Here is a 25,214-nt window from a genome sequence, read left to right on the forward strand (position 1 = left end):
TATTCCCCATTCCCCATTTAAACTAAACGCACAAACTTATTTTTCCCAACTTGTAAAACCTTACCTTGTAACTGGGCAGAATCAGCAAAAGTAGTATCAACATCGGTAATGCGATCGCCATCTATACGCACTCCACCTTCTTGAATTTTCCGCTTACCTTCCCCTGTACTTTTGCATAAGCCAGTGACATTGAGAATATACGCTAACTTAGCGGGATACGATACCTCAGCTAGAGAAAATTCGGGAACTGCACCTTCCTTTCCACCGCTTTGCGCTGCTTCTTTGGCTTCTTTAGCGGCTGTTTCGCCGTGGTACTGCTTGACAACTTCATAAGCTAAAAGTGTTTGGCGATCGCGGGGATTTTCTGGCAGATTATCCAAAGGTAAATTCGTCAACAGTTCAAAATACTCTTCCAGCAGATTATCTGGAACCCCTTGCAACTTCTGATATTTTTGCCCCGGATGTTCTGACAACCCAATATAATTACCTAAAGACTTGGACATTTTTTGCACTCCATCTGTGCCAATCAAAATTGGCAGCAGCATCCCAAACTGGGGCTTTTGACCAAAATGGCGCTGCAAATCTCTGCCCACAGCGATGTTAAATTTCTGATCAGTCCCTCCTAATTCCACATCTGCTTCCACGGCAACGGAATCAAAACCTTGCATTAACGGGTATAGGAACTCATGGATAAAAATCGGATTCTCTTTCTTATAGCGATCGGCAAATCCTTCTTTCGCTAACATCTGCCCTACCGTCATCGTGGAAAGTAACTCCAAAATTTTCTCTAAGTTGAGCTTAGAGAGCCATTCGGAGTTATAGCGCACCTCTAACCTTCCTGGTGTGTCAAAATCCAAGATAGGACGTACTTGGTCAAGATAAGTCTGGGCATTTTGGGCAACATCTGCTTCTGTAAGCTGGCGGCGCACCTCAGATTTACCAGTCGGATCGCCAATGCGTGCTGTAAAATCGCCAATAATTAGAACTGCTATATGGCCTGCATCTTGAAACGCTCGCAGTTTTCGTACTGGTATGCTATGACCTAAATGAATATCAGTACCAGTCGGGTCAATCCCCAACTTGATCCTCAAAGGTTTATTTGTAGTTGCCAAAAGCTTTTCTAGACTTTCACTGTTAACATCAACTGGTTGTGGAAAAACTTCTACAACACCACGACGCAGCCAAGCAAAATCTTGCGTCATACTAGAAAATCCACTGTTAGCTATGTTTTGCCCACTAGAAGTTAAGTTGGTTATAAACACTTGCAATTTATCCACTTTCTCATCTGCCAAACTACTATAATTGCAAAAAATTAACCGCCTTGCTTCATCCAATCAATTACAGTTAAATTTATAAGTGAGGAAGTGAAATCGCCGTGTCGTCTTCTAGGACTTTTGAAGATAAACAGCCACAACGTCGGGCTTCATCAGGTTTTGAGTTTTTGAAAGGAGTTGGTCAGGTAACTGGGGGTACTCTGCTCTCAATTACCATGTTGGCAAGTTCCATTGTAGCCGGAGGACTGGTTGGTTTAGCCATTAGTTTCCGTAATTTGCCAGATGTCAGACAGCTACGTAACTTCTTTCCCTCAGAGACAACTTACATCTATGACGTTAAGGGTAAACTTTTAACGAGTATTCATGGAGAAGCCAACCGGGAAGTCGTACCCCTGGATAGAATTTCTCCGAACTTAAAACGAGCGGTATTAGCAAGTGAAGATAGTCACTTCTACGACCACCACGGGATTAACCCCACTGGTGTTGGCCGGGCTATAGTAGTTAACGCTGTAGCAGGTGGAGTCAAAGAGGGTGGCTCTACTGTTACTATGCAATTGGTCAAAAACCTGTTTTTGTCTCAAAAGCGTGCCTTTACCCGCAAGTTGGCGGAGGCAGTGCTGGCAATCAGGTTAGAGCAAATTCTCACCAAAGACCAAATTTTAGAAATGTACCTCAATCAAGTTTATTGGGGTCATAACAATTATGGTGTACAAACGGCAGCCCGTAGTTACTTTAATAAGTCATCAGAATATTTAAGCTTGGGTGAGTCAGCAATGATGGCGGGTTTGATCCAAGCACCAGAAGAATTCAGCCCCTTTGTGAGCATGAAGCTGGCAAAACAGAAACAAAAAGAAGTGCTGGGGAGGATGCTGGAATTAAACTGGATCAACCAGTCAGAGTATGACGATGCTCTCAAGCAGGAAATAAAACTTGGTAGAATCAAATCTTTTCAAGGTAGTGCCCTACCTTATGTAACCAACACCGTAGCGCAGGAATTGGCTAAGAAGTTTGGGCGTGAGACACTACTCAAGGGTGGGATGCGAGTGCAAACTACAGTTGATGCCAAATTCCAAATCATGGCAGAGGAAACTGTCACTAAGTGGCATAAAACACTTTTAGATCAGGGATTATCTAAGAACCAAATGGCTCTGGTGTCAATTGATCCGCGCACACATTTTATCAAAGCACTAGTGGGCGGTATAGATCCAAAGACCAGTGAATTCAATCGTGCAACTCAATCTCAACGCCAGCCCGGATCTTCCTTTAAACCCTTTGTATACTATACTGCTTTTGCTACTGGTAAATATACGCCAGACTCAACGGTTGATGATTCCCCAGTCAGCTATCGAGATGGTAACGGTTGGTACTTTCCCAGAAATTATGATGGGAGTTTTAGAGGATCGATGCCGATTCGCACAGCTTTAGCACAGTCACGTAACATTCCCGTCATTAAGATTGGTAAGGCTGTGGGGATGAATAGAGTGATCGAAACTTGTCGTACCTTGGGTATTATGAGTCCGATGGAACCTGTTACTTCCTTGCCTCTTGGTGCAATTGGCGTTACACCTCTGGAAATGGCTAGTGCTTATGCAACTTTTGCTAATTATGGTTGGCAGTCACCACCAACTGTAATTGCCCGTGTCACTGATAGTAGTGGGAACGTATTGCTAGACAACACTCCCAAGCCTCAGCTAGTTCTCGATCCTTGGGCATCGGCAGCAATTCTTGATGTGATGCGATCGGTAATTTCTGAAGGTACTGGTAAAGGTGCTGCTATCGGTCGTCCAGCCGCCGGCAAGACAGGAACAACATCATCAGAAAAAGATATTTGGTTTGTTGGTACTGTGCCACAGTTAACAACTGCGGTTTGGGTAGGCAGAGACGACAACAGACAACTAGCTGACCATGCAACAGGTGGTGTTATGGTCGCTCCCATCTGGAAAGATTTTATGGAGAAAGCGCTTAAGAATACACCAGTAGAAAACTTCAAGCCACCTTCCCAGTTTTCTCGCCCCAAGTCATAATAACTTTGGATTTTAGATTTTGGATTTTGAATTTTGGATTGGCAATTAATCCAAAATCTAAAATTAACTAAGCTTGTTTTTCTAGCTCGGCTTTCATCCGTTCTAAAGTCAGGTGCATTTGGTCAAACATTTGTTGCGGGGTTACACCGAATTGACCTAATTGCGTTTTCAGTTGTTCTACGGTCATTTGTGCCATGAAATCTTCTGATAACTCGAAGCGCTTCATAAAGATGCGATACCGATCCATCATGGCTTCCATTTGCTCAATAAACAGCTTTTTGCCATCCCGATCAAATTTGCCGTAGTTGTTACCAAGCTTGATTAGCGCTTGATAATCTTCAAAAAGTTGTTTTGCTTCCTGCTGAACTATCTCAGAATCGAAGAATCCCATATTGCTTATATTAAACTGAGCGCCCAGACTCAGTAGCTTAATAGTTTTACTTCTATTTATTATTTTAGTCTAGGTGAGTAATCTAGTGACAAAGCTTCGGTTTTAGTACGGTTTGCTGCCGAAATTTCAACACTTGACTTGAGAACCTTTTCCCTGTGTAAACCGACTTAATAAAGCCGCAATACTCATAGCTTTAGCCATTGATTTAGGATTGGTATTTTCACCTAGTTGAATTTTCAGTTCAGAAGCGTATTTTAAGGCTAATGAATTTTGCGGGTTAAGTTTTAATGCTTGACAGATGTAAACCCTGGCCATTCCGATAAATTTTTGTTTGAGATGTACTAAACCTAATAAGGCATAATAGTCGCTGTTATTCGGCTCTAACTTGATGGCATCGCGCAGTTCTTGCACGGCTAGAGGCCATTTTCCTAGCCTGACGTATTCAATAGCTCGCTGGTAGTGACGTTGAGCGTAGTTTGTCAAAACTGGTTTGACATCAGTTAATGTCAATTCAACTGGGTTGACTTTTACTTCAGAAATTATGGGAACAGTCTTTTGCGGTAGGAAGAGGTCTGGTTTATGGAACCGTAAGTATACTAAATTCAGTATAGTAATTTGTTGCGTCACCTGATAAAACTGATCTAGTGATTTGTATTGAGCTTCTGCATAACAGGCGATCGCTTCTTCGTAAAACAATTCTGCCTCGGCTGTAGGCATTTCCATCATTTCCTGAGCTATGGCATTTTTAGAAGACAAAGGTTTCTGCTGCGAAACTCTTGCATCCGATCGCAGCATAGCGATCGCAATCAAGCGCTTCTGTCGATGTTTCAGTTGTTGATAAGCTGGGTTGATTAAATGGCTAAATATTGCCGTTGCTAATTTTTGGTCTGGATTGCAGTTTTTGGCATGGCGATCGGGATGTAGCAGCTTCGCTAAAGTGTGATAGCGTTTGAAAATCTGGCGATCGTCAGCAATTACAGAAATTCCTAGCACAGCGTAAGGATCACAAAGCTTTTCAACCCATCCCGGTGGTAGTAAGGTCTGTGACATAGTAGTAATAAAGCTGTTAAAAACTTAAAATTAGCATCAAAGCTCAATGCACAGTCATGTGAAACTTACTCAAATTTCTTCAAATACTAAATTGTGTGGGAACTTTCGAAAGTCTGGAGTGCAGTCTAGGGTAGTTGACTGTCTGATTGTAGGAACTGTGGTATTGGTAGATTTATTAGAAATATGTTGACTAAGCGCAAAAGTAGAAGCGTTGCTGCTGTTTTAGCTTTTTCTGGCACGCTGACAATTTCAGGATTACATAAATTCTATCTAGGACAGCCTTTTTGGGGTGTTTTGTATGTATTACTTTCCTGGACACCTATCCCCAAGGTAGCTAGTGCTATTGAGGGAGTTTGGTATTTAGCTCAAGACGAAGAAGCATTTGATCGTAATTTTAATCTAGGCAAGTCAGCGACAAGGAACTCACAAAAGGTAAGTAATCAGGTAGGAGCGATGGCTGACGCAATGCGAGAATTAGATGCTTTGCGTCAGGATGGACTGATTTCAGAGTATGAGTTTGAGCAAAAGCGCCGCCAATTGCTAGACCAGATTTCTTGAGGTAAGCGACAATCATGAATAACTGGCTACCTTTGAACCCAAAGCTGCAAAAACTCCGCGCCAAGCTCCTCAACGATCCCTACTATCGCCTCCAATCTGGGGAAGAAATTCAGATAGCGGCCAAATTAGGTATTCGTATTGATGCTAATCAAGCCACTGTAGATGATTGGTTACGCCTACCAGGTTTGTCAATTCACCAAGCGCGATCGCTTGTAGAACTTTCGCATTCTGGTGTTAAATTTTACTGTATTGAAGACATCGCTGCGGCTTTGGCTATACCAGCGCCGCGTCTGGAGCCATTAAAGCCTCTGCTGAATTTTATTTACTATGATCACGAATCTTTAGAAAGTGCTACGCATTTAGTTAATCCGAATACAGCAACAATCGAAAAGTTAGCACAAATTCCATTTATAGATTTATCTTTAGCGCAAGCAGTGGTTCAAAATCGGCAATCCACCGGGCCTTACCGTAATCTAGCTGATTTCCAACGACGGCTGGAGTTACCTGGTGATGCGATCGCCCAACTGATGTATTATTTAAGGTTTTAAGTTAGAAGTTTTCAAATAACTTCTAACTCTGCTAATTTTAGATTTTGAGTCGAACCTTTGGTGCGCTTACAGCGCAACTTGGATTGAAAAAAAATCTAAAATTCAAAATCCAAAATCCAAAATTGATTAAATGAACCCAATGCGATCAAGAGGCCAAAAACGAAATGTTGCCCTACCAATAACATTTTCTCTGGGTAAAAAGCCCCAATAGCGAGAGTCATTACTATCATTGCGGTTATCTCCCATGACAAAAAATTCGTCTTCTGGGACTTTCACTGCTTGGTATGGCTGATTTGGTGGTTCAGCAATGTAGTCTTCTGTCAAGGGTTGACCGTTGAGATAGACTTTGCCAGAATTAACACTAATTACTTCACCAGGCTGGCCAATAACCCGCTTGATGAAAGCTTGGTCTTTAGGATATCCCCGACGTTGTAGTTCTGCGGGTGGCTGAAAAACAATAATATCCCCAGTTATAGGAGGGTGAAAATGGTAGGATATTTTTTCAACTACCAAGCGATCGCCAGTATGTAAGGTTGGCAGCATCGAATCCGAAGGGATATAGCGGGGTTCGGCGATAAAAGTTCTGATCAGAAATGCTAAACATAATGCGATCGCAATTAAAATCAGATTTTCTTGCCAACTACGCAATACTTTTGACGACGCACGTTCTTCTTTTGCATCACTTTCGTGAGGAATCATAAAAATTTGTAGCCAGTTTCAGAAGTGGGACAAATACCTTGATTATTTTGACTCAAAAGGTATACTTATAAACAATCTAGGTTTTGCATAAACCCATACATATATTAAACAATACTGCACTCAAAAAAGTCCAAGGTCAGTCTTGGTAGTTGAGTGAAAATCAAATATATTTGATATGTATTATTAAGTCATATTACATAAAATCAACTACTATGACAATGTAATTTTAAACACAAAATTACAGCTCTAACAAGTGATAAAAGTAAAAAATTTTATATTTAAATGTAAAATTCAATAGTATAAATGTTATGTAGAACTCATATTTGATTTTTGAAAAAACTCAGTACAACTGACCAAGCCTTCTTTCCTATTGACTATTGCCTACCTATGTAGGTAAATTCAGAAATCTCATAAATCGAAGCGAATTCCTAATATTATGATGATTTTAACAACTTAGTTTATATATATGCAAATTTTTCCGTAATTACACGGTGACAGCACATATTAAAGTGTACTATTAATAAGATATAAATCTCCATCATTATCGAGAAAAACATTAACCGACAAAAGTCATTAGCAATTTAGTATAAAGTATCAGCATTAAAAATAGAATTAAACTGCCGATAAAATTATTTTTACTAAATTGGTTCAAAGTATCTAGATTAACGAATAAGTGCCCCTTGGCAATGAGAAACTATATTCAATCAATTTTCGTCTGGTCTATTTCCTAGAAAGTACAACGTAATATTCTGTCAGTTGAAAATTTAACTTTTTCTTAAAAAAGAAGCAATAGCAGCAGGCAGTAGAATATATCTGATCAACAATAGAACTAACAGTTTGCTAGACTCATTTTTGAAAGATACTCCGCCCCTTGTAAGTAGTTTTGTATGTTAATCACATAATTCACTAAGTTGTATAATTTACAACTTTATTGTCCGAATGTCTGAAGATAACAACTTCAGTCAGCGAAAACTGCAAATTGTATATGCAACAGTCTAGCTCATTTTATTTGTAAAGCTATAAAACTTGAAATGATAATGCTGCCTTTGCTGTGAAGTGAAAGGCAGAAACTAATTCACAACTCCTATTAGGAGGGTTTTGGGGTGTGGCTAATTATCTAATTGTACTCCTTCTTAGAGCTAGAGGTAAGAATGTGGAAATGCAGACCTTGCCTTTTATGAATGGATTGACATTAAACAGTACCAAGTATTGTGTAAGCATTCATTCTCATTTAAATCTCAAGTATGTAGGTTCAGTTAAAGCCATATAGTCTCTTGTGAATCTCCGTTAGCCCCAATTCCAATTTTCAGAATTACTAGTAACTAACTGGTATTTAAGACATCTAAACAAATGTGCTATAACGTACCGTCATAACCGTGGTTGATGGTTCAATCTTTGAAGGAGCTATGAGGTGGAAAACAATAAATCGTTTCTGTGGCCAGAAGGAATATTAATTGCACTGCTTGCTTTAGGTGGTGTTTTTAGCCTTGCTTTCATGATGCTTCTCAGACCAAATACCTCAGAGGCTCAGACTAGACAAAATATCGATGTCAAGGATGTGGCTGCAAATGTAGGAACTCAGCAGCGCATCGAGAAATTAAAGGCGGCCATGTTTACAAGTTGGCAGCAAGAAGCACAAACAAAAGGGCTATCCTACGCTGTGCCATCACGTTTTCAAGGGGCAATAATTGAAGAGGCAAAACTAACTCAGGGTGAAAAAGTGATTGCTCTCACCTTTGATGATGGCCCTTGGCCTGACACTACAGAGCAAGTGCTAGATATTCTGAAATCAAATAATATCAAAGGAACGTTTTTTGTTGTTGGGCAGAACCTAAAAAATTATCCAGAAATAGGAAAGAAAATTGTAACTGAAGGTCATGTCATTGCTAACCATACTTGGCATCACTGGTATCACTTTTTTAATCAACAAGCAGCAGCTTTTGAAATCGATCGCACAACAGACCTAATCTATCAAATCACAGGCGCTAAAACAAATCTCTTCCGACCACCTGGTGGGAATCTGCACAATGGATTATCTGCTTATGCTAGAGGACAAAAGTATGCTGTGATCATGTGGTCGGCTGACTCCACAGACTACAAATTACCGACTGTACCAAAGTTGATAAATAACGTAATAAAAGATTCAAAACCTGGTGGTATTGTGCTAATGCACGATGGTGGTGGGAACCGTTCTCGAACTGTACAAGCTTTACCAGAAATTATTAGCAACTTTAGAAACCAAGGCTATCGCTTTGTGACTATTCCAGAACTTTTAGAAATAGAAGATAAAGGTCAAAAGTTGCTTGCTAATAAAAAGCAATAATTATTAATTATGGTTAATTGGTCAATAATAATTGGCTAAAAACTAAAATTATATTTTTTGTTTAAAATAGATTATTTTTGAATCACTTAAAAAAAGATTCCCCTTATCAAGGGGAATCTTTTTATATCTCTACTTTATTCTCAGAACTAAGTTCAGGTGGCTGCCTTAGCAATCCAAAAAGATTTTCGCTGAAGTTATTAATGACTAGTTACTAAACTAAACTCAGTTGTTTTTTCAGGATTAGCTTCGGGACTATCGGCTTCAGAAGGTGGAACCAACTGCCAGAACTTCGGCAGAAATTCTTGCCAGTTTTGCAGAATTTTCTTCGCCTTTGGTGAACCAGTGCGTTCCGCATGAGTTTGGATTAACTCTTGCAGTTGTTTTGCACCTACTTCCGTAATTACCCGTTGGATTTTGACTATTTCCGGGTTGACTAACTCACGGAATGAGTCATCTTCATCTAAGAAGTATGCTAGTCCGCCAGTCATTCCAGCAGCGACGTTGCGTCCTACTTTACCGAGGACGACAATGACACCACCAGTCATGTATTCACAGCAGTGATCCCCAGCGCCTTCAATCACTGCGATACCTTTGGAGTTTCTCACCGCAAAGCGCTCTCCAGCTAGACCGTTGGCAAATAACACGCCACCAGTAGCACCATAGAGGCACGTATTACCAACTATGACATTTTGTGATGCGTTATAGGTAGCATCAGTTGGAGGCTTGATGATGATTTCACCACCGTGCATCCCTTTACCTACGTAGTCATTTGCTTCTCCTTCTAAGGACAAACTTATGCCAGGGAGGTTAAAAGCACCAAAGCTTTGTCCAACACTACCTACGAAGTTGAGATTAATTTGTCCTTCAAAATCACTGTCACCATATTGAGAAGCGATCGCTCCCGCTAATCTTGTACCCACTGTTCTGTCAGTATTGACAATAGGGTAAGTCTTAGTAACAGTAGATTGATCCCTAATGGCAGCCTGAATGTCGGGATCGGCAAGGAACTTGTCATCTAAAACCACGCCGTTGCTGTGGACTTCTTCATGCACTAACCAGCTACGATTATCTCTGGTATCTGGTAGCTTAAGTAAACAATCAAGATTTAGCGATCGCGTTTTGGTAATTTTTGCCTCTTGGCGCAGTTTCAACAAATCTGCACGTCCAATGATTTCTGACAAAGAACGGTAGCCAAGTCCTGCTAACAAACTACGCACTTCTTCGGCAATGAAGTAGAAGAAGTTGACAACTTGTTCTGGTATTCCGGTAAACCGCTTACGGAGTTCTTCTTTTTGGGTAGCAACACCCTTCGGGCAGGTATTCAGGTGGCAAACTCGCGCCATGATACAGCCTTCAGCAATCATGGCGATGGAACCGAAACCAAATTCTTCAGCACCCATCAATGCACCTATTACCACGTCCCAGCCACTCTTCAGACCGCCATCTACACGTAAAACCACGCGATCGCGCAGGCTATTTTCCATCAAAACGCGATGCACTTCACTTAAACCTAATTCCCACGGCGACCCAGCGTGTTTAATCGAGCTTAGTGGCGATGCACCTGTACCACCGTCATGTCCAGAAATCTGGATAATATCAGCATTTGCCTTGGCCACACCAGCTGCGATCGTGCCAATGCCAACTTCTGAAACTAGCTTCACCGACACCTTTGCTTTGGGGTTAATTTGGTGCAGATCAAAAATCAGTTGCGCCAGGTCTTCAATAGAATAGATATCGTGATGCGGTGGTGGCGAAATCAGCGTCACACCTGGCTTAGAACGCCTTAACATCGCAATGTATTGGCTGACTTTGGGCCCTGGTAGTTGTCCACCTTCGCCGGGCTTGGCACCTTGGGCAATTTTGATTTCAATTTGTTTGGCGTTAACTAAGTACTCTGGTGTGACACCAAAGCGTCCCGATGCAACTTGCTTAATGGCACTATAGGCTTGATCACCATTTTGCAATCCTTTTAAATGAGGTAGGGTTGGCGAATGACCAGACTCGTCTACATCATCTAAAACTTTATAGCGCACTGGATCTTCGCCCCCTTCTCCAGAGTTAGATTTACCGCCAATGCGATTCATAGCGATCGCTAAAGTTTCATGGGCTTCTCTTGACAAAGCGCCTAAAGACATACCGCCAGTGCAGAAGCGTTTGACAATCTCAGCTACCGACTCTACTTCTTCTATAGAAATTGGGGTACGCTCACCTTGGAAATCTAACAAGTCTCGCAATGCCGTTACTGGTCTGGCTTCGAGGTGCTTTTTATAAACTTCGTAGTGGTCGTAGTTTTTTTCATCTAGAGCCTTATGCAGCGCCTTAACCATTTCGGGGCTATTCATGTGGTACTCGCCGCCAGGACGGTACTGCACAAAGCCCAGGTTTTCTAACTTATTGGTCGTTAGTTCGGGGAAAGCCTTGCTGTGGAAGGAAAGTACTTCATCAGCAAGTTCACTTACACTCAAGCCACCGATGCGGGAAGTCGTACCACGAAATCCTAGTTCGATTAAATCTCCACCAATGCCAATAGCTTCAAAGATTTGGGCTGCTTGATAGCTGGAGAGTAGAGAAATTCCCATCTTGGAGAGAATTTTGAGCAAACCTGACTCTACTGCTTTGCGATAGTTTCCTAAAGCTTGTTCTACGGTAAGGGTGGGAATTTTTTGCACCCCCATTAACTTTTGGGTTCTAGGATCAATGCACCAATCACGTACCGTATCCAAAGCCATATATGGGCAGACTGCACCAGCGCCATAGCCAATTAGACAAGCAAAGTGATGAGTACTCCAGCATTGGGCAGTATTAACAATTAGGGATGTTTTCATCCGTAACCCTTCCCGAATCAGGTGATGATGTACAGCACCGACTGCTAACAGGGGAGGAATGTAGGTATATTCTGTGGTGATACCATCATTTCCCTTATCGGTTAAGATTAAAATCTTTGCACCTGCCCGGACTGATTCAGCTGCTTGTGCTTGTAAAGATTCGACTGCGGCTTTCAATCCTTCAGGGCCGTTGGCGATCGCAAATAGAGTTGACAACTCAGCCGTGGCAAATCCTGACAGTTTAATTGTCTCTAATTCAGCATCCGTTAATACTGGCGATTCCAGTTTCAATCTCCGAGCATATTCTGCTTTGGGTTCTAATAAGTTACCTCGTTCACCCAATTCGACTTTCAAAGACATCACTAGCTTTTCCCGCAGGGGATCAATCGCCGGGTTTGTCACCTGAGCAAAGCGCTGTTTGAAATAGTCATAAAGCAGGTGGGGTTTTGTTGACAGCACTGCTAAAGGAATATCATCCCCCATACAGAAAGTCGGCTCTGACCCTGCGATCGCCATTTGCTGAATCACCATTTCCACATCTTCTGTGGTGTAGCCAAAGGCGGTTTGCAGTTGAAGCAAGGTTTGCTTGTCAATTGTCACTTGTCCTTGGTCATTTGTCATTTGTCCTTTGCCATTGCCATTTGCTAATGACGGATGACTAATGACTAATGACTTTAATTCTTGACGGTATTGTTGCAGCCATTCTCCATAAGGGTGCTGCTTGGCAATGCGCTGCTTAATCTCCCAATTCTTCAGCACTTCATGGTTAACTAAATCCACGGCAATCATTTGCCCAGGGCCGAGTCTACCTTTCTCGACAATATCGGCTTCTGGAAAGTCCACTACACCAGCTTCGGAAGCTACAACAATGTAGTCATCTTTGGTGATTAGGTAACGAGCCGGTCTTAAGCCATTCCGATCTAATGTTGCACCAACTTTTTTACCATCGCTGAATACTAAAAGGGCTGGCCCGTCCCATGCTTCTTGCAAACCACTGTAATATTCGTAGAAATCAACAATTTCTGGAGATTCACGCAAAGAAGGCTGATTTTGGTACGCTTCTGGAACCATAATCATTAAAGCTTCCAAGGGGCTACGTCCAGAACACACCAGTAATTCCAGTACGTTGTCTAGGGTAGCGGAGTCGCTGTTATCAATATGAACTAATGGCTTGAGTTCCTTGATGCGATCGCCCCATACAGGATGATTCAGGCTAGCTTCTCGTGCCATCATCCAGTTGATGTTACCCAACAACGTATTAATTTCGCCGTTGTGACCCAAAAGCCGCATCGGTTGAGCTAGGGGCCACTTGGGCATCGTGTTGGTACTAAAGCGGCGATGATAGACAGCAAAGGCGCTTTTGTAAGCTGGATTTTTTAAATCTTGATAAAATTCTCCCAATACGGCAGAACGCACCATGCCTTTGTAGACAATTGTGCGATTTGACAAGGAGCAGATATAAAATTCTTCTGAGATATTGGTTGCAGCTTTACTAATTCGGCGGCGGGTAATGTACAACTGTCGTTCTAATTCATCGCCACTTTTGTCAACAGAAGCTAACAAAACTTGTTCAATTTGGGGTTGATTTTCTCTTGCTTGTACACCCAATAAATCAGATTGCACTGGCACTACTCGCCAACCCAGTACAACTAATTTTTCTTCAGTAGCTACTTGCTCAACTGCCGCTCTAGCTTTTTGTGCTGCTTCCTGGTCTTGTGGGAGAAATATCATCCCCACAGCTATATTATTTGTGGATGGAAATTCCTTCCCTCTTTGGGCAAAGTCTTGTTGGAACAAATCCCAAGGGATAGCTGTCAGTAATCCAGCCCCATCACCAGAGTCTTGATCAGCGCTACAACCTCCCCGATGTTCTAAGCAGGTTAGAGCAGCTAAAGCTTTTTCGACAATTTCGTGGCTGGTATGATTTTGACGATGAGCAATAAAACCGACACCACAGGCATCTCGTTCTTCTACTAACCACTTTTGCCCCTGATAGGTATCTCTTGAGTTGATATTTGCTGTGATTTTCTGCTCTTGATTCATCGGTTGATTATTCATACCCTGTTCCTGAAGTATTGAGTTACCAATTTTGCCACTACTTACGGGAAAAATTTCTAAATTCCACGATGGAGAAATATATAAGCACCGAAATTTAGGGAAAAAAAATTTTAACTTCGGTTTTACTTTCTTAGTTTACCCGTGTTAAAATAGTTGCGTATTTTTTATGTATTTATGCGGTGTCAGACAATTTACCTCCGCCAAGACATGATTATTGTCCTGACAGTTTCTTTTTTATATTCTGAAGCTAAGTATTTTTTCAATTCCCTTTTTCCAGATGCACGGTAGCTACCCACGGAGCCTATTTCGGCTCACCTGAAACCAAACTCAATGCTGTCTTATGTTTTAAAGCCAAACTCATCCTGATCCGGCAATAAAATCAGCGTATTACAATATATACCCATTTGACAATTCCCAAATATTTTTGTTGTTGTCTGGAGTTTTGCTGCTTACCAGTTGCTTACTATTAACTAGACCTCACTGAAAGTAGCAAAATTCAGTCAGGATTGACTATCTTAATCCAGTTTTGATAACCAAGACTACCGTGTATAGTGTGGTTAGGATTAGTGCCAGTTAAAACACTTCTTTGCAGTGGCTTTAGCGTCTAAATTTATTTCTGTTTAAAAGAGATGATTAGCCAATATATATAATAGCATCTTTTTTAATAAATAAAGTCATGTTTTTTTAATATTTTCAAATAATTAGTTAGTTTATACCTTGGGGTGATAGTTTTCAAAAGTACCTAGTAAATTATGGTAAAAATGCCGAGTTGTTGCCAATCAGGGATTAGCGATCGCAGATTCTTCCGGGTTACTGTGTCACCAATACTTTTAACATTACTGTGTTTAACTACTACTGCTGCTAGCAACGCCCAAGAGTTGCCAAAAAACAGCAAATCACTAATCTCCCAGTCACCTGCACCTCCTTTAACAGGGATGGTATCCTCGGGGAATCAAATTTCCCTGAATGGTCGTACTTTACCAGGAACTTGGTTGCAACGGCCGGGAAAATCTGGTCAGGTGACAACTCATCTCAGTGATGGGGTATTTAGGCAATTAATTGGAGTAAATTTCTTAAACAGTAGTAGTTCAGCGAAGCAACCAATACAGTGGTTTTCGGCGGCGACAACGCCACTGGTGTTAGCCACGAGGCTAGTAGGAGCATATCGCTATCTGGATATCACTAATTTTGCTCAAACATCTGGATGGCAAATCCAAGCCAATGGGAACACCTTGGTGATTGTTACTCCAAAAGCACAAATCACAAATATTGTTCAGAGTCAGGAACCGGCATACGCAAGTGCGCCTTTGCAACAGGCTCGGATTCTTGTTAATTTAGATCGTTCAACTCCCTGGCAAGTTGCACAAGGATCTGCGATCGCCAAACCGCAAACTCCATCTTCCGATCCAGACACACCAACCCCAAAACCTACTACACCGCCAAATCGAGAGTGGACAATTACCCTGGATGGAATAGCCGATCCAGTTTTGATAGAACGCTATACCCCCCAGCCAGCAGCAGCACCAACATTGCTGCCAAACCTGCTCAAACAATTATTACCAGTTACACCAACACAACCAATACCACCAGCCCCTGAACCAATTATTCGACAAGTGCAGGTGGTGAAAAACCAAACGATTATTAGCCTGAGCGTTCCCTTTGGTCTATCGCCTCAAGTTACTACTGTAGATAACCCCAATCGCCTGATTATCGATATTCGACCCGATCCTCTAGAAGAACGAGATATTACTTGGGCCCCAGGATTACGCTGGCGACAGCATTATGTCAACTTAGGCACCGAACGCTTTCCGGTAGTTTGGTTAGAAGTTAATCCCCGTAAATTTGGGCTAACCTTGAAACCTATGTGGGCTAGTCCTGATGGTCTTGCGGGTACTGCTCCCTTAATTCAAACAGCACAACGTTACTTAGCAGTAGCTGGAATTAACGGTGGTTATTTTAACCGCAATAACAGATTACCATTGGGTGCGATTCGTCGGGATAGTCAGTGGTTATCAGGCCCGATTCTTAACCGGGGTGCGATCGCTTGGAACGATTCAGGTCAATTTTACTTTGGTCGTCTCACCTTAGAAGAAACTTTAATTACTGCAAATAACCAGCGCTTACCAATTTTGTTTCTTAATAGTGGCTACGTCCAGAGTGGTATTGCCCGTTACACCCCAGTTTGGGGAGCAACTTACACACCCTTAACGGATAACGAAATTATCCTAGTGGTACAAAAAGACCAAATTACTCAGCAATTACCAGGCGGCAAAGTTGGTGGGACGGCTGTTCCCATTCCCCAGGATGGGTACCTACTAACTTTACGCGCTAACGCTGCTAGCACTGTGTCACAGTTACCGATTGGAAGCGCAGTACGTATTTCTAGCAGTACTACTCCCACTGATTTTAGTCGTTATCCCCACATTATCGGAGCTGGGCCGCTATTAATCCAAAATCGTCAAATTGTCCTTGATGCCAAAGCTGAGAAATTCAGCAATGCCTTTATTGCTGAAAGGGCTATTCGTAGTGGTATTTGTACAACTGCAACAGGCACACTGATGATTGCTGCCGTCCATAATCGTGCCGGCGGTTATGGTCCTACATTGGCAGAACACGCCCAATTAATGCAACAGATGGGCTGTGTAGATGCCTTAAATCTGGACGGTGGTAGTTCTACCAGCCTTTATTTAGGAGGGCAACTACTTGACCGATCGCCTAGTACTGCTGCTCGTGTTCATAATGGAATTGGTATTTTCCTGAAACCACGTTAATCAGGGATTAAGGAGTAGGGAGTAGGAAGCAAGGGAAAAGAGTTTTGTCCTCAGCAAGAGCAGCACCCCGCCCCTTTGCCTCTTTTAAATTCCCGATTCCCAATTCCCCATCTTTTTTAAAGATTAGAACAAGCTGTCGCTTTGCTTGATGAAGACTTAATGTAAACCTAAGAGTTTTAATAGTGATAGTTTACACCATCAGGTTTGATTTTGTTATGTTTATCGAGGTGCGAAAAAATTGCTGATTTTCAACGTTGGAACATAGCGCCAGATTTTTTATCAATAGTTAAGAGTACAGACGGTTTGTTATGTCTTCAAATGAGGTAATTATGGCTCGATATCAAGAAACTACACAGACTGACACTCTACACCTACCTTCAACTATCACTTCTAGAGGCGTTGCTGCAACTGAGTTACGTCCTTGGGGTGCTTTTACAGTTTTGGAAGAAGGGCGCGGATACAAAATCAAGCGCATCGAAGTTAAGCCCGGACACCGCCTCAGTCTACAGATGCACCACCACCGCAGCGAACATTGGATTGTCGTCTCAGGTACAGCTAGGGTAACTTGTGGCGAAAAAGAAGTATTACTGAGCAATAATGAGTCAACTTATGTACCCCAATGTACATCTCATCGTTTAGAAAATCCTGGTGTGATTCCTTTGGTGTTAATTGAAGTGCAAAATGGCGAATACTTGGGAGAGGATGACATTATCCGCTACCAAGATGACTATGCCCGTACTAAGGATTAAAGCTCTAATCTAAAAACTGAATACATTTTTGTGCCAATCGTCTTTGCGAACCACTGCACCCCAGAAGTCCCTACCTAGTTAAGGTGGGGACTGAAGTTTGTTGTGCTATAAATGTAGTAATAGCGATCGCGCTCATGGCTTCAGGAATTTGGAATTTTCGAGAAGTAAGAGTTAACTCATCTGTCTGTAAAATGAAGATGGGGTATTCAATCGCAAAAAACGAGTTCCATGATTCATCTGAGTCAAGCAGCCGCGAGTGAAATTGGGAGAATCAAGTCCAAGCAGCAGCCAAATGTCTTGTTTCGATTGGCAGTAAAACCAGGTGGCTGTTCTGGGTTATTTTATGATATGTCCTTCGATGAAACAATAAAAGTTGGCGACCAGGTTTTCAACTTGGACGAAATTCAAGTAGTCATAGATGCTACAAGCTTAAATTACCTCAACGGTTTGAGGGTAGATTACTCAGAAGACTTAATGGGTGGTGGTTTTCGTTTCCACAATCCCCAAGCGATCGCGACCTGTGGCTGTGGCAATTCTTTTTTGACAACCAATCAATAGTTCTTAAATTAGCAAACGATCGCTAATTACAAAGGAAAAATTACAATTGACATAAAACACTAAAAAACGATATAATCAGGATTTGTTAAAACTTAGACATATAAGCAGCTTTACGCGCTGTAACTCATGCCAACAATACAGCAGCTAATACGTAATGAGCGCGAGCAAGCGCGTCAGAAAACCAAGTCCCCGGCTCTGAAACAATGCCCTCAACGTCGGGGAGTTTGTACCAGAGTATACACAACCACACCCAAGAAGCCTAACTCAGCTCTACGCAAAGTAGCAAGAGTCAGACTTACCTCTGGATTTGAAGTTACAGCTTACATTCCAGGTATTGGTCACAACTTACAAGAACACTCAGTTGTGATGATCCGTGGTGGTCGGGTTAAGGATCTACCAGGTGTGAGATACCACATTATCCGTGGCACCCTAGATACAGCCGGAGTTAAAGATCGTAAACAAGGGCGTTCCAAATATGGAACCAAGCGTCCGAAAGAAGCGAAAAAATAGGATTAGGCGATTAATCGCACCCAACACGGTTAATCGTCTATCTTACGAAGCGCCGAAGGACAAAAAACTATCAGGGTATGTGTTCTAAGAGCAGTTATTGAAAGCTGCTCAGTCTGTTAAAAAAATCAAGCAAGCTACACCTACACTAAGCGAGCAAGTGTAGAAGTTCTGAGGAGAATGCTGTAACCCACAGCAGAATTCTAATCTGGACATTAAGGTTTAGAATCTTGTCACCTTAAGTATTTAGTTGCAGGTAGCAAGTCAATGAATTTTAGATTTTAGACTTTCCTGCGGAACGCTACGCGTAGCTTGCTTCCCCGGAGGGGTACGTCTATGCTCAGTCGAGCGATTTGCAATTTTGGATTGGTCGAACCCACAAGGGGATGAGGCTTACAGACTTTTGATTTTTTCCAATCCTTGTGGTCGGAACGTCTACCAAAAACTCTAATCCAAAATTGGCAGTCAATAAGTGAGCCTTGCTGCAACAGTCGAAAACAAAATTTAAAAAGTCTGAGGTTGGGTTCCACAGCTTTTAGTTTCCGGTGTCTGATAGCATATAATTTCGTTGCCAATTCCGAATTAAAGGTGAAGTATGTCTCGTCGTGGTGTTATTCAAAGGCGCCCAGTTCCGTCTGACTCTGTATATAACAGTCGCCTTGTGAGCATGATTATCAGGCGGATCATGCGTCATGGCAAGAAATCACTTGCCGCAAGAATTGTTTATGAAGCATTGAAAACTATTGAGGAACGCACTGGTAACGGTGCTTTAGAAACCTTTGAAAGAGCAGTGCGAAATGCCACGCCTCTAGTAGAAGTAAAAGCTCGACGAGTAGGTGGAGCAACCTACCAAGTACCAATGGAAGTGCGTACAGAACGGGGCACTACCCTAGCACTGCGTTGGTTAGTGCAATATTCTCGGTCTAGACCAGGCCGGACAATGGCAAGTAAATTGGCAAATGAGTTAATGGATGCTGCCAACGAAACTGGCAATGCTATTCGCAAACGTGAAGAAACGCACCGGATGGCGGAAGCTAACAAAGCATTTGCCCACTATCGTTATTAAGTAAAAAAGCGATATATCGCCTTTCTGAAGCGGTATATCGTAGATTTACAAAAAGAAGACGGTTTTCCGTAAAAGTATAGAATCTTAACAAAGAGTAATATACAAGATATCATGAGGCAAAAACTATAGGAGGTAGCTGTGGCACGCACGATCCCGCTAGAGAAAGTACGCAACATTGGTATTGCGGCGCATATAGATGCGGGCAAAACAACAACAACAGAGAGAATATTATTTTACTCTGGGATAATTCATAAAATTGGCGAAGTTCATGAAGGAACTGCCGTCACAGACTGGATGGAGCAGGAGCGGGAGCGGGGAATTACCATTACTGCTGCTGCTATCAGTACCAGTTGGAAAGATCATCAAATTAACATTATCGATACTCCAGGTCACGTAGACTTCACAATTGAAGTTGAGCGTTCCATGCGCGTGTTGGATGGGGTAATCGCAGTATTTTGTTCTGTGGGCGGCGTGCAACCGCAGTCTGAGACAGTGTGGCGACAAGCAGAACGCTACAAAGTTCCTCGGATAGCCTTTATCAACAAGATGGATCGCACCGGAGCGAACTTTTATAAAGTTCACGAGCAAATCCGCGATCGCCTGCGGGCGAATGCGATCGCTATTCAACTACCAATTGGTAGTGAGAATGACTTCCAAGGTATTGTTGACCTAGTAGGGCAACGTGCGTATATTTACGCCAACGACCAAGGAACCGATATCCAGGAAACCGATATCCCGGAAGAATTGCAAGTGCAGGTAGACGAATTCCGCACCAAGCTTATAGAAGCTGCGGCAGAAACCGATGATGCTCTGATGGCTAAGTACTTCGAGGGCGAAGAACTTACAGAACAGGAAATTAGGACTGCTCTGCGTAAAGGCACAATTGCGGGCACAATTGTACCAGTACTTTGTGGTTCGGCATTCAAAAACAAAGGCGTGCAGTTGATGCTGGATGCCGTTGTCGATTACCTGCCAGCACCAAGTGAAGTACCACCAATTCAAGGCTTACTGCCCAATGGCGATACTGTTGAGCGGCGGGCTGATGACAACGAACCCCTAGCAGCTCTGGCATTCAAGATTATGGCCGACCCTTACGGTCGCCTGACATTTGTTCGCGTTTATTCTGGTGTCCTGAAAAAGGGCAGCTACGTTCTGAACGCTAGTAAGAATAAAAAAGAACGGATTTCCCGCTTAGTTCTCATGAAAGCAGATGATCGTCAAGATGTCGATGAACTGCGGGCGGGTGATTTGGGAGCAGCACTGGGATTGAAAGACACCTTGACAGGTGACACGCTCTGTGATGATGGATCGCCAGTAATCCTGGAATCCCTATTCATTCCTGAGCCTGTGATCTCGGTGGCGGTTGAACCCAAAACCAAGAACGACATGGACAAGTTGTCCAAGGCTCTGCAATCTCTCTCAGAAGAGGACCCCACCTTCCGTGTCCGCGTCGATCCCGAAACAAACCAAACCGTGATCGCGGGGATGGGAGAGCTACACCTAGAAATTCTAGTAGACCGGATGTTACGAGAATTCAAGGTGGAAGCGAATGTAGGTGCGCCACAAGTCGCTTACCGAGAAACAATTCGGAAAGCTGTGAACAAAGTTGAGGGCAAATTCATCCGCCAAAGTGGTGGTAAAGGTCAATATGGTCACGTTGTGATCAATTTGGAGCCTGGAGAACCCGGTACTGGCTTTGAATTCGTTTCCAAAATTGCTGGCGGTACAGTACCGAAAGAGTACGTTGGCCCCGCAGAACAAGGGATGAAAGAAAGCTGCGAATCCGGTGTTCTAGCTGGATATCCGTTGATTGACGTTAAAGCAACGCTAATTGATGGGTCATACCACGATGTAGACTCTTCAGAAATGGCTTTTAAAATCGCTGGCTCAATGGCGATGAAAGAAGCTGTGCTGAAAGCTTCACCTGTCATCTTAGAACCTATGATGAAAGTTGAAGTTGAAGTTCCTGAAGACTATATGGGTAACGTCATTGGCGACCTAAACACTCGCCGAGGGCAAATTGAAAGCCAAAGCACCGAAAAGGGACTCGCTAAAGTAACATCCAAAGTTCCACTGGCGAGTATGTTTGGCTACGCCACTGATATCCGGTCAAAAACGCAAGGTCGGGGTACCTTCACGATGGAGTTCAGCCACTACGAAGAGGTGCCTCGCAGCGTAGCTGAAACTATCATTGCAAAAAGCAAAGGGAACGCTTAGTTAAAATAAGGAAATGAGCATTCATGGCACGCGCAAAGTTTGAAAGAAATAAACCCCACCTCAATATCGGTACCATTGGCCACGTTGACCACGGTAAAACCACGTTAACAGCAGCCATTACTATGACCTTGGCGGCTCTTGGTCAAGCTACAGCTAAAGGCTACGACCAAATCGATAACGCGCCAGAAGAAAAAGCACGGGGTATTACCATCAATACCGCTCACGTTGAGTATGAAACCGAAAATCGGCACTATGCTCACGTAGACTGTCCAGGCCACGCTGACTATGTGAAGAACATGATCACTGGTGCGGCTCAGATGGATGGAGGTATCCTCGTAGTCGCTGCTACTGATGGCCCTATGCCCCAAACCCGCGAACACATTCTGTTAGCAAAACAGGTGGGCGTTCCCAGTCTAGTTGTATTCTTGAACAAAGAAGACTTGATGGATGACCCAGAACTCTTAGAACTAGTAGAACTAGAACTCAGAGAACTGTTAAGCAGCTATGACTTCCCTGGCGATGATATCCCCATTATCAAAGGCTCTGGTCTGCAAGCTCTCGAAGCAATGACCAAGAATCCTAAGACCAAAAAAGGCGAAAATCCTTGGGTAGATAAAATCTACGAATTGATGGATGCTGTGGATTCCTTTATCCCCACTCCTGAGCGGGATGTTGATAAGCCCTTCTTGATGGCAGTAGAAGACGTGTTCACCATCACAGGTCGTGGTACTGTGGCTACTGGACGGATTGAACGCGGGAAAGTAAAGGTTGGCGATACTGTCGAGCTAATTGGTCTCAAAGACACTCGTACTACCGCCGTCACCGGGATTGAGATGTTCAAGAAGAGCCTCGAAGAAGGTTTGGCTGGAGATAACGCAGGTGTACTACTGCGTGGTCTCAAGAAAGAAGATATCGAGCGCGGTATGGTAATAGCCAAACCAGGTTCAATTACACCTCACACACAATTTGAAGGTGAAGTGTACATCCTAACGGAAAAAGAAGGTGGTCGTAAGACTCCGTTTTTCGCGGGCTATCGTCCCCAGTTCTATGTACGGACAACGGATGTAACTGGTACTATCAAAGCTTACACCTCCGATGAAGGCAAAGATGTAGAAATGGTGATGCCAGGCGATCGCATCAAGATGACAGTAGAATTGATCAACGCGATCGCTATTGAACAGGGAATGCGCTTCGCTATCCGCGAAGGTGGACGTACCATCGGTGCTGGTGTCGTCTCCAAAATTCTGAAGTAGCACCTTTTCGCTCATAACAAAGGAGCAGAGATGGTACAATTCCTCTCTGCTCCTTTCTCTTCCCTCTATAAAAAGGTAATAGGTTACAGGGGACAGGTAATAGTTTTCTGTAACCTTTACCCTGTAACCTTTAACCTGTAAATAATCCCCTAATTACGCAGAACCTGGAAAATTAAAGATGGCAACTCTACAGCAGCAGAAAATTAGAATTCGCTTACAGGCTTTTGACCGACGCTTATTAGATACATCTTGCGAGAAGATTGTAGACACAGCTAACCGCACCAACGCTACAGCCATAGGCCCAATTCCTTTACCTACAAAACGCCGGATCTATTGTGTGCTGCGATCGCCTCACGTAGATAAAGATTCACGGGAACACTTTGAAACCCGTACCCATCGCCGGATTATTGACATTTACCAGCCCTCTTCTAAAACTATAGATGCCCTGATGAAATTGGATCTACCATCGGGTGTAGATATTGAAGTCAAACTTTAATTTAGTCATTAGTCATTAGTCATTGGTCATTAGCAAAGGACAAAGGACGAAAGACATTCGTATAAATTATCATATAGCCCTGAGATATATTTCTTCAGGGCTTTTATTTAGCTAGGAAACAAATGATAGAATATAGACAAAATACGGGAAAAGCAGAGAAAAAGAAATTTTAAAGATTAAGTTTATACCAAGGTAACAATGACATCATCTTCTAAAATTGCAGTTCGTGAACTACCTCTGTTCCCGTTACCCGAAGTAGTTCTGTTTCCTACTAGACCATTACCTTTACACATCTTTGAATTTCGCTACCGAATCATGATGAACACGATTTTGGAGAGCGATCGCAGGTTCGGTGTTTTGATGTTCGATCCAGTCAAAGGTACAATTGCAAACACTGGTTGCTGTGCAGAAATCGTTCATCACCAACGGCTGCCAGATGATCGAATCAAGATGTTGACATTAGGACAGCAAAGATTTCGTGTATTAGAGTATGTTCGTGAAAAGCCATATCGGGTTGGCTTAGTTGAGTGGATTGAAGACCAACCACCAACTAAAGATTTGCATCCTTTGTCAACTGAAGTAGAACAACTACTGCGAGATGTTGTGCGTCTATCAGGTAAATTAACTGAACAAAATATCGAACTGCCAGAAGATTTACCCGATCTACCAACAGAACTATCTTATTGGGTAGCCAGTAATCTTTATGGTGTTGCCGCAGAGCAACAGTTATTGCTAGAAATGCAAGATACTGCAACGCGTCTAGAGCGGGAAGCAGAAATTTTAACTTCTACTCGTAATCATTTGGCAGCTCGCGCTGTTCTCAAAGACACCTTTAATGAAAAGTGAGAAGTGAGGAGTTTAGGAGTTAGGAAAAATAACAAAAAATACAAGATCGGCAACTTATAATTTTCATTGCCTAACTGATAACTCCTAACTTCTCAAGTAAAAGCGCCGATGGGCAAAACATTGTAAGCGCCAAGAATTTTTAAAATCTCTGTGTGGATAGTTAATTCTGCTAAAGCAGATTGCATTTGTGATTCTTTGACATCTGCTTCTAAATCCATGAAAAACAAATATTCGCCTAGCGATCGCTTTGTCGGACGAGATTCAATTCGGCTGAGGTTAATTCCTAGTTGAGCAAATATTTGTAAAGGTTTGACTAAAGCTCCGGGTGTGTTGGCAGGCATACTAAAAGCCAGCGATGTGTGACTGGTAGATGTTGTTGATATCTGGTATCCAGCGTCCGCGTCACCCTGACTTACTACCCAAAAACGAGTACAATTTTCTGGATAGTCGTTAATACCAGTGGCAAGTATCGGCAGGTTGTACAGTTGAGCGGCTCTACTAGAAGCGATCGCTGCTGTTGTTGTTTCTTGCTCTAATCGCTGTAGTGCTTCGGTTGTAGAATTGCTGGGAATAATCTGTACAGTTGGGAGAAACCGCTCTAACCATCCCTGACATTGTGCCAAAGCTTGCGGGTGAGAGTAAACAGTTTCAATCTTATCTAAACCAGACGCGCAGGAAATTAAGGTATGGACAATGGGTAATACCAAAGCCAACTGAATTCGCAAACTGTCTAACTGCCACAGTGTGTCCAGTGTTGTGGTAACACTCCCTTCAATAGAATTTTCCACTGGCACAACAGCTAGGTGAGCTTGACCATCAGCAACGGCGTGCAGTGATTGTGAGATAGTTGGATAGGGAGATAACGTAGCTTCAACTCCGCTACTTTTAGTCAACCAGTTGACATAAAGAACAGCTGCTTGTTCTGCATAAGTACCGGGAGGCCCTAAATGTGCGATCAATAGAGTCATGCCTTTAGCCTTGAGTTGTGAGTTTAATGTGTA

General features: G+C 42.7%; 19 protein-coding genes. 13 read left to right on the forward strand and 6 right to left on the reverse strand.

Annotated elements, in window-relative coordinates; genetic code table 11:
• Positions 1 to 17 precede the first annotated feature (17 nt).
• Entirely contained in the window at positions 18 to 1,202 is a 1,185-nt protein-coding gene (gene tyrS / locus V7K69_RS11880; RefSeq protein WP_335034598.1) for a tyrosine--tRNA ligase, read from the reverse strand.
• Between the two features lie 173 nt (positions 1,203 to 1,375).
• Here tyrS and V7K69_RS11885 point away from each other — a divergent pair, with 173 nt between their 5' ends.
• Positions 1,376 to 3,298, forward strand: a complete 1,923-nt coding sequence (locus V7K69_RS11885) for a transglycosylase domain-containing protein (RefSeq protein ID WP_335034476.1) — start codon at positions 1,376 to 1,378, stop codon at positions 3,296 to 3,298.
• Positions 3,299 to 3,365: 67 nt separating this feature from the next.
• Here the strand turns inward: V7K69_RS11885 and V7K69_RS11890 are convergent, their stop codons facing one another.
• Entirely contained in the window at positions 3,366 to 3,689 is a 324-nt protein-coding gene (locus V7K69_RS11890; RefSeq protein WP_012410226.1) for a DUF1825 family protein, read from the reverse strand.
• Between the two features lie 126 nt (positions 3,690 to 3,815).
• Complete coding sequence (locus tag V7K69_RS11895; protein ID WP_335034478.1) at positions 3,816 to 4,739, reverse strand: J domain-containing protein; 924 nt, start codon at positions 4,737 to 4,739, stop codon at positions 3,816 to 3,818.
• A 183-nt stretch (positions 4,740 to 4,922) separates the two neighbouring features.
• Here V7K69_RS11895 and V7K69_RS11900 point away from each other — a divergent pair, with 183 nt between their 5' ends.
• A complete protein-coding gene (locus tag V7K69_RS11900; RefSeq protein WP_185585057.1) occupies positions 4,923 to 5,297 on the forward strand; it encodes an NINE protein in 375 nt (124 codons plus the stop codon).
• A gap of 14 nt (positions 5,298 to 5,311) precedes the next feature.
• Positions 5,312 to 5,845, forward strand: a complete 534-nt coding sequence (locus tag V7K69_RS11905) for a ComEA family DNA-binding protein (RefSeq protein ID WP_335034483.1) — start codon at positions 5,312 to 5,314, stop codon at positions 5,843 to 5,845.
• Positions 5,846 to 5,971: 126 nt separating this feature from the next.
• Here the strand turns inward: V7K69_RS11905 and lepB are convergent, their stop codons facing one another.
• Complete coding sequence (lepB, locus tag V7K69_RS11910; RefSeq protein WP_335034485.1) at positions 5,972 to 6,544, reverse strand: signal peptidase I; 573 nt, start codon at positions 6,542 to 6,544, stop codon at positions 5,972 to 5,974.
• A gap of 1,411 nt (positions 6,545 to 7,955) precedes the next feature.
• Between lepB and V7K69_RS11915 the strand changes: the two genes are divergently transcribed.
• On the forward strand, positions 7,956 to 8,867 hold the full coding sequence (locus V7K69_RS11915) for a polysaccharide deacetylase family protein (protein ID WP_335034487.1): 912 nt from the start codon (positions 7,956 to 7,958) through the stop codon (positions 8,865 to 8,867).
• A 197-nt stretch (positions 8,868 to 9,064) separates the two neighbouring features.
• On the opposite strand, the gene gltB is transcribed toward V7K69_RS11915, so the two are convergent.
• Entirely contained in the window at positions 9,065 to 13,750 is a 4,686-nt protein-coding gene (gene gltB, locus V7K69_RS11920) for a glutamate synthase large subunit (protein ID WP_335034489.1), read from the reverse strand.
• Between the two features lie 761 nt (positions 13,751 to 14,511).
• Here gltB and V7K69_RS11925 point away from each other — a divergent pair.
• From V7K69_RS11925 to V7K69_RS11965, 9 genes are all read left to right on the forward strand, one after another.
• Positions 14,512 to 16,521, forward strand: a complete 2,010-nt coding sequence (locus V7K69_RS11925; protein ID WP_335034491.1) for a phosphodiester glycosidase family protein — start codon at positions 14,512 to 14,514, stop codon at positions 16,519 to 16,521.
• Positions 16,522 to 16,850: 329 nt separating this feature from the next.
• Positions 16,851 to 17,270 (forward strand): cupin domain-containing protein, encoded by a 420-nt coding sequence (locus tag V7K69_RS11930; RefSeq protein WP_012410234.1) that lies wholly within the window; start codon positions 16,851 to 16,853, stop codon positions 17,268 to 17,270.
• A gap of 228 nt (positions 17,271 to 17,498) precedes the next feature.
• A complete protein-coding gene (locus tag V7K69_RS11935; protein WP_335034493.1) occupies positions 17,499 to 17,828 on the forward strand; it encodes a HesB/IscA family protein in 330 nt (109 codons plus the stop codon).
• Between the two features lie 126 nt (positions 17,829 to 17,954).
• Positions 17,955 to 18,338: a 30S ribosomal protein S12 gene (gene rpsL, locus V7K69_RS11940; protein ID WP_012410236.1), complete on the forward strand. Its 384-nt coding sequence runs from the start codon at positions 17,955 to 17,957 to the stop codon at positions 18,336 to 18,338.
• Positions 18,339 to 18,930: 592 nt separating this feature from the next.
• Complete coding sequence (rpsG, locus tag V7K69_RS11945) at positions 18,931 to 19,401, forward strand: 30S ribosomal protein S7 (RefSeq protein WP_094331156.1); 471 nt, start codon at positions 18,931 to 18,933, stop codon at positions 19,399 to 19,401.
• A gap of 138 nt (positions 19,402 to 19,539) precedes the next feature.
• Positions 19,540 to 21,618, forward strand: a complete 2,079-nt coding sequence (fusA, locus tag V7K69_RS11950) for an elongation factor G (protein WP_335034495.1) — start codon at positions 19,540 to 19,542, stop codon at positions 21,616 to 21,618.
• 23 nt (positions 21,619 to 21,641) lie between these two features.
• Entirely contained in the window at positions 21,642 to 22,871 is a 1,230-nt protein-coding gene (gene tuf, locus V7K69_RS11955) for an elongation factor Tu (RefSeq protein ID WP_322640571.1), read from the forward strand.
• A gap of 178 nt (positions 22,872 to 23,049) precedes the next feature.
• Positions 23,050 to 23,367 carry a 30S ribosomal protein S10 gene (rpsJ, locus tag V7K69_RS11960; RefSeq protein WP_008232935.1) on the forward strand — a complete coding sequence of 106 codons (318 nt, stop codon included), beginning with the start codon at positions 23,050 to 23,052 and terminating at the stop codon, positions 23,365 to 23,367.
• Between the two features lie 198 nt (positions 23,368 to 23,565).
• Positions 23,566 to 24,213 carry an LON peptidase substrate-binding domain-containing protein gene (locus V7K69_RS11965; protein ID WP_114081149.1) on the forward strand — a complete coding sequence of 216 codons (648 nt, stop codon included), beginning with the start codon at positions 23,566 to 23,568 and terminating at the stop codon, positions 24,211 to 24,213.
• A gap of 92 nt (positions 24,214 to 24,305) precedes the next feature.
• Here V7K69_RS11965 and pheA read toward each other — a convergent pair whose 3' ends face one another.
• The gene (gene pheA / locus V7K69_RS11970; RefSeq protein ID WP_335034499.1) at positions 24,306 to 25,181 is read right to left on the reverse strand and encodes a prephenate dehydratase; all 876 of its coding nucleotides are present in this window, start codon (positions 25,179 to 25,181) and stop codon (positions 24,306 to 24,308) included.
• Positions 25,182 to 25,214 lie beyond the last annotated feature (33 nt).

This window comes from Nostoc sp. (assembly GCF_036917775.1).
GTDB lineage: Bacteria > Cyanobacteriota > Cyanobacteriia > Cyanobacteriales > Nostocaceae > Nostoc.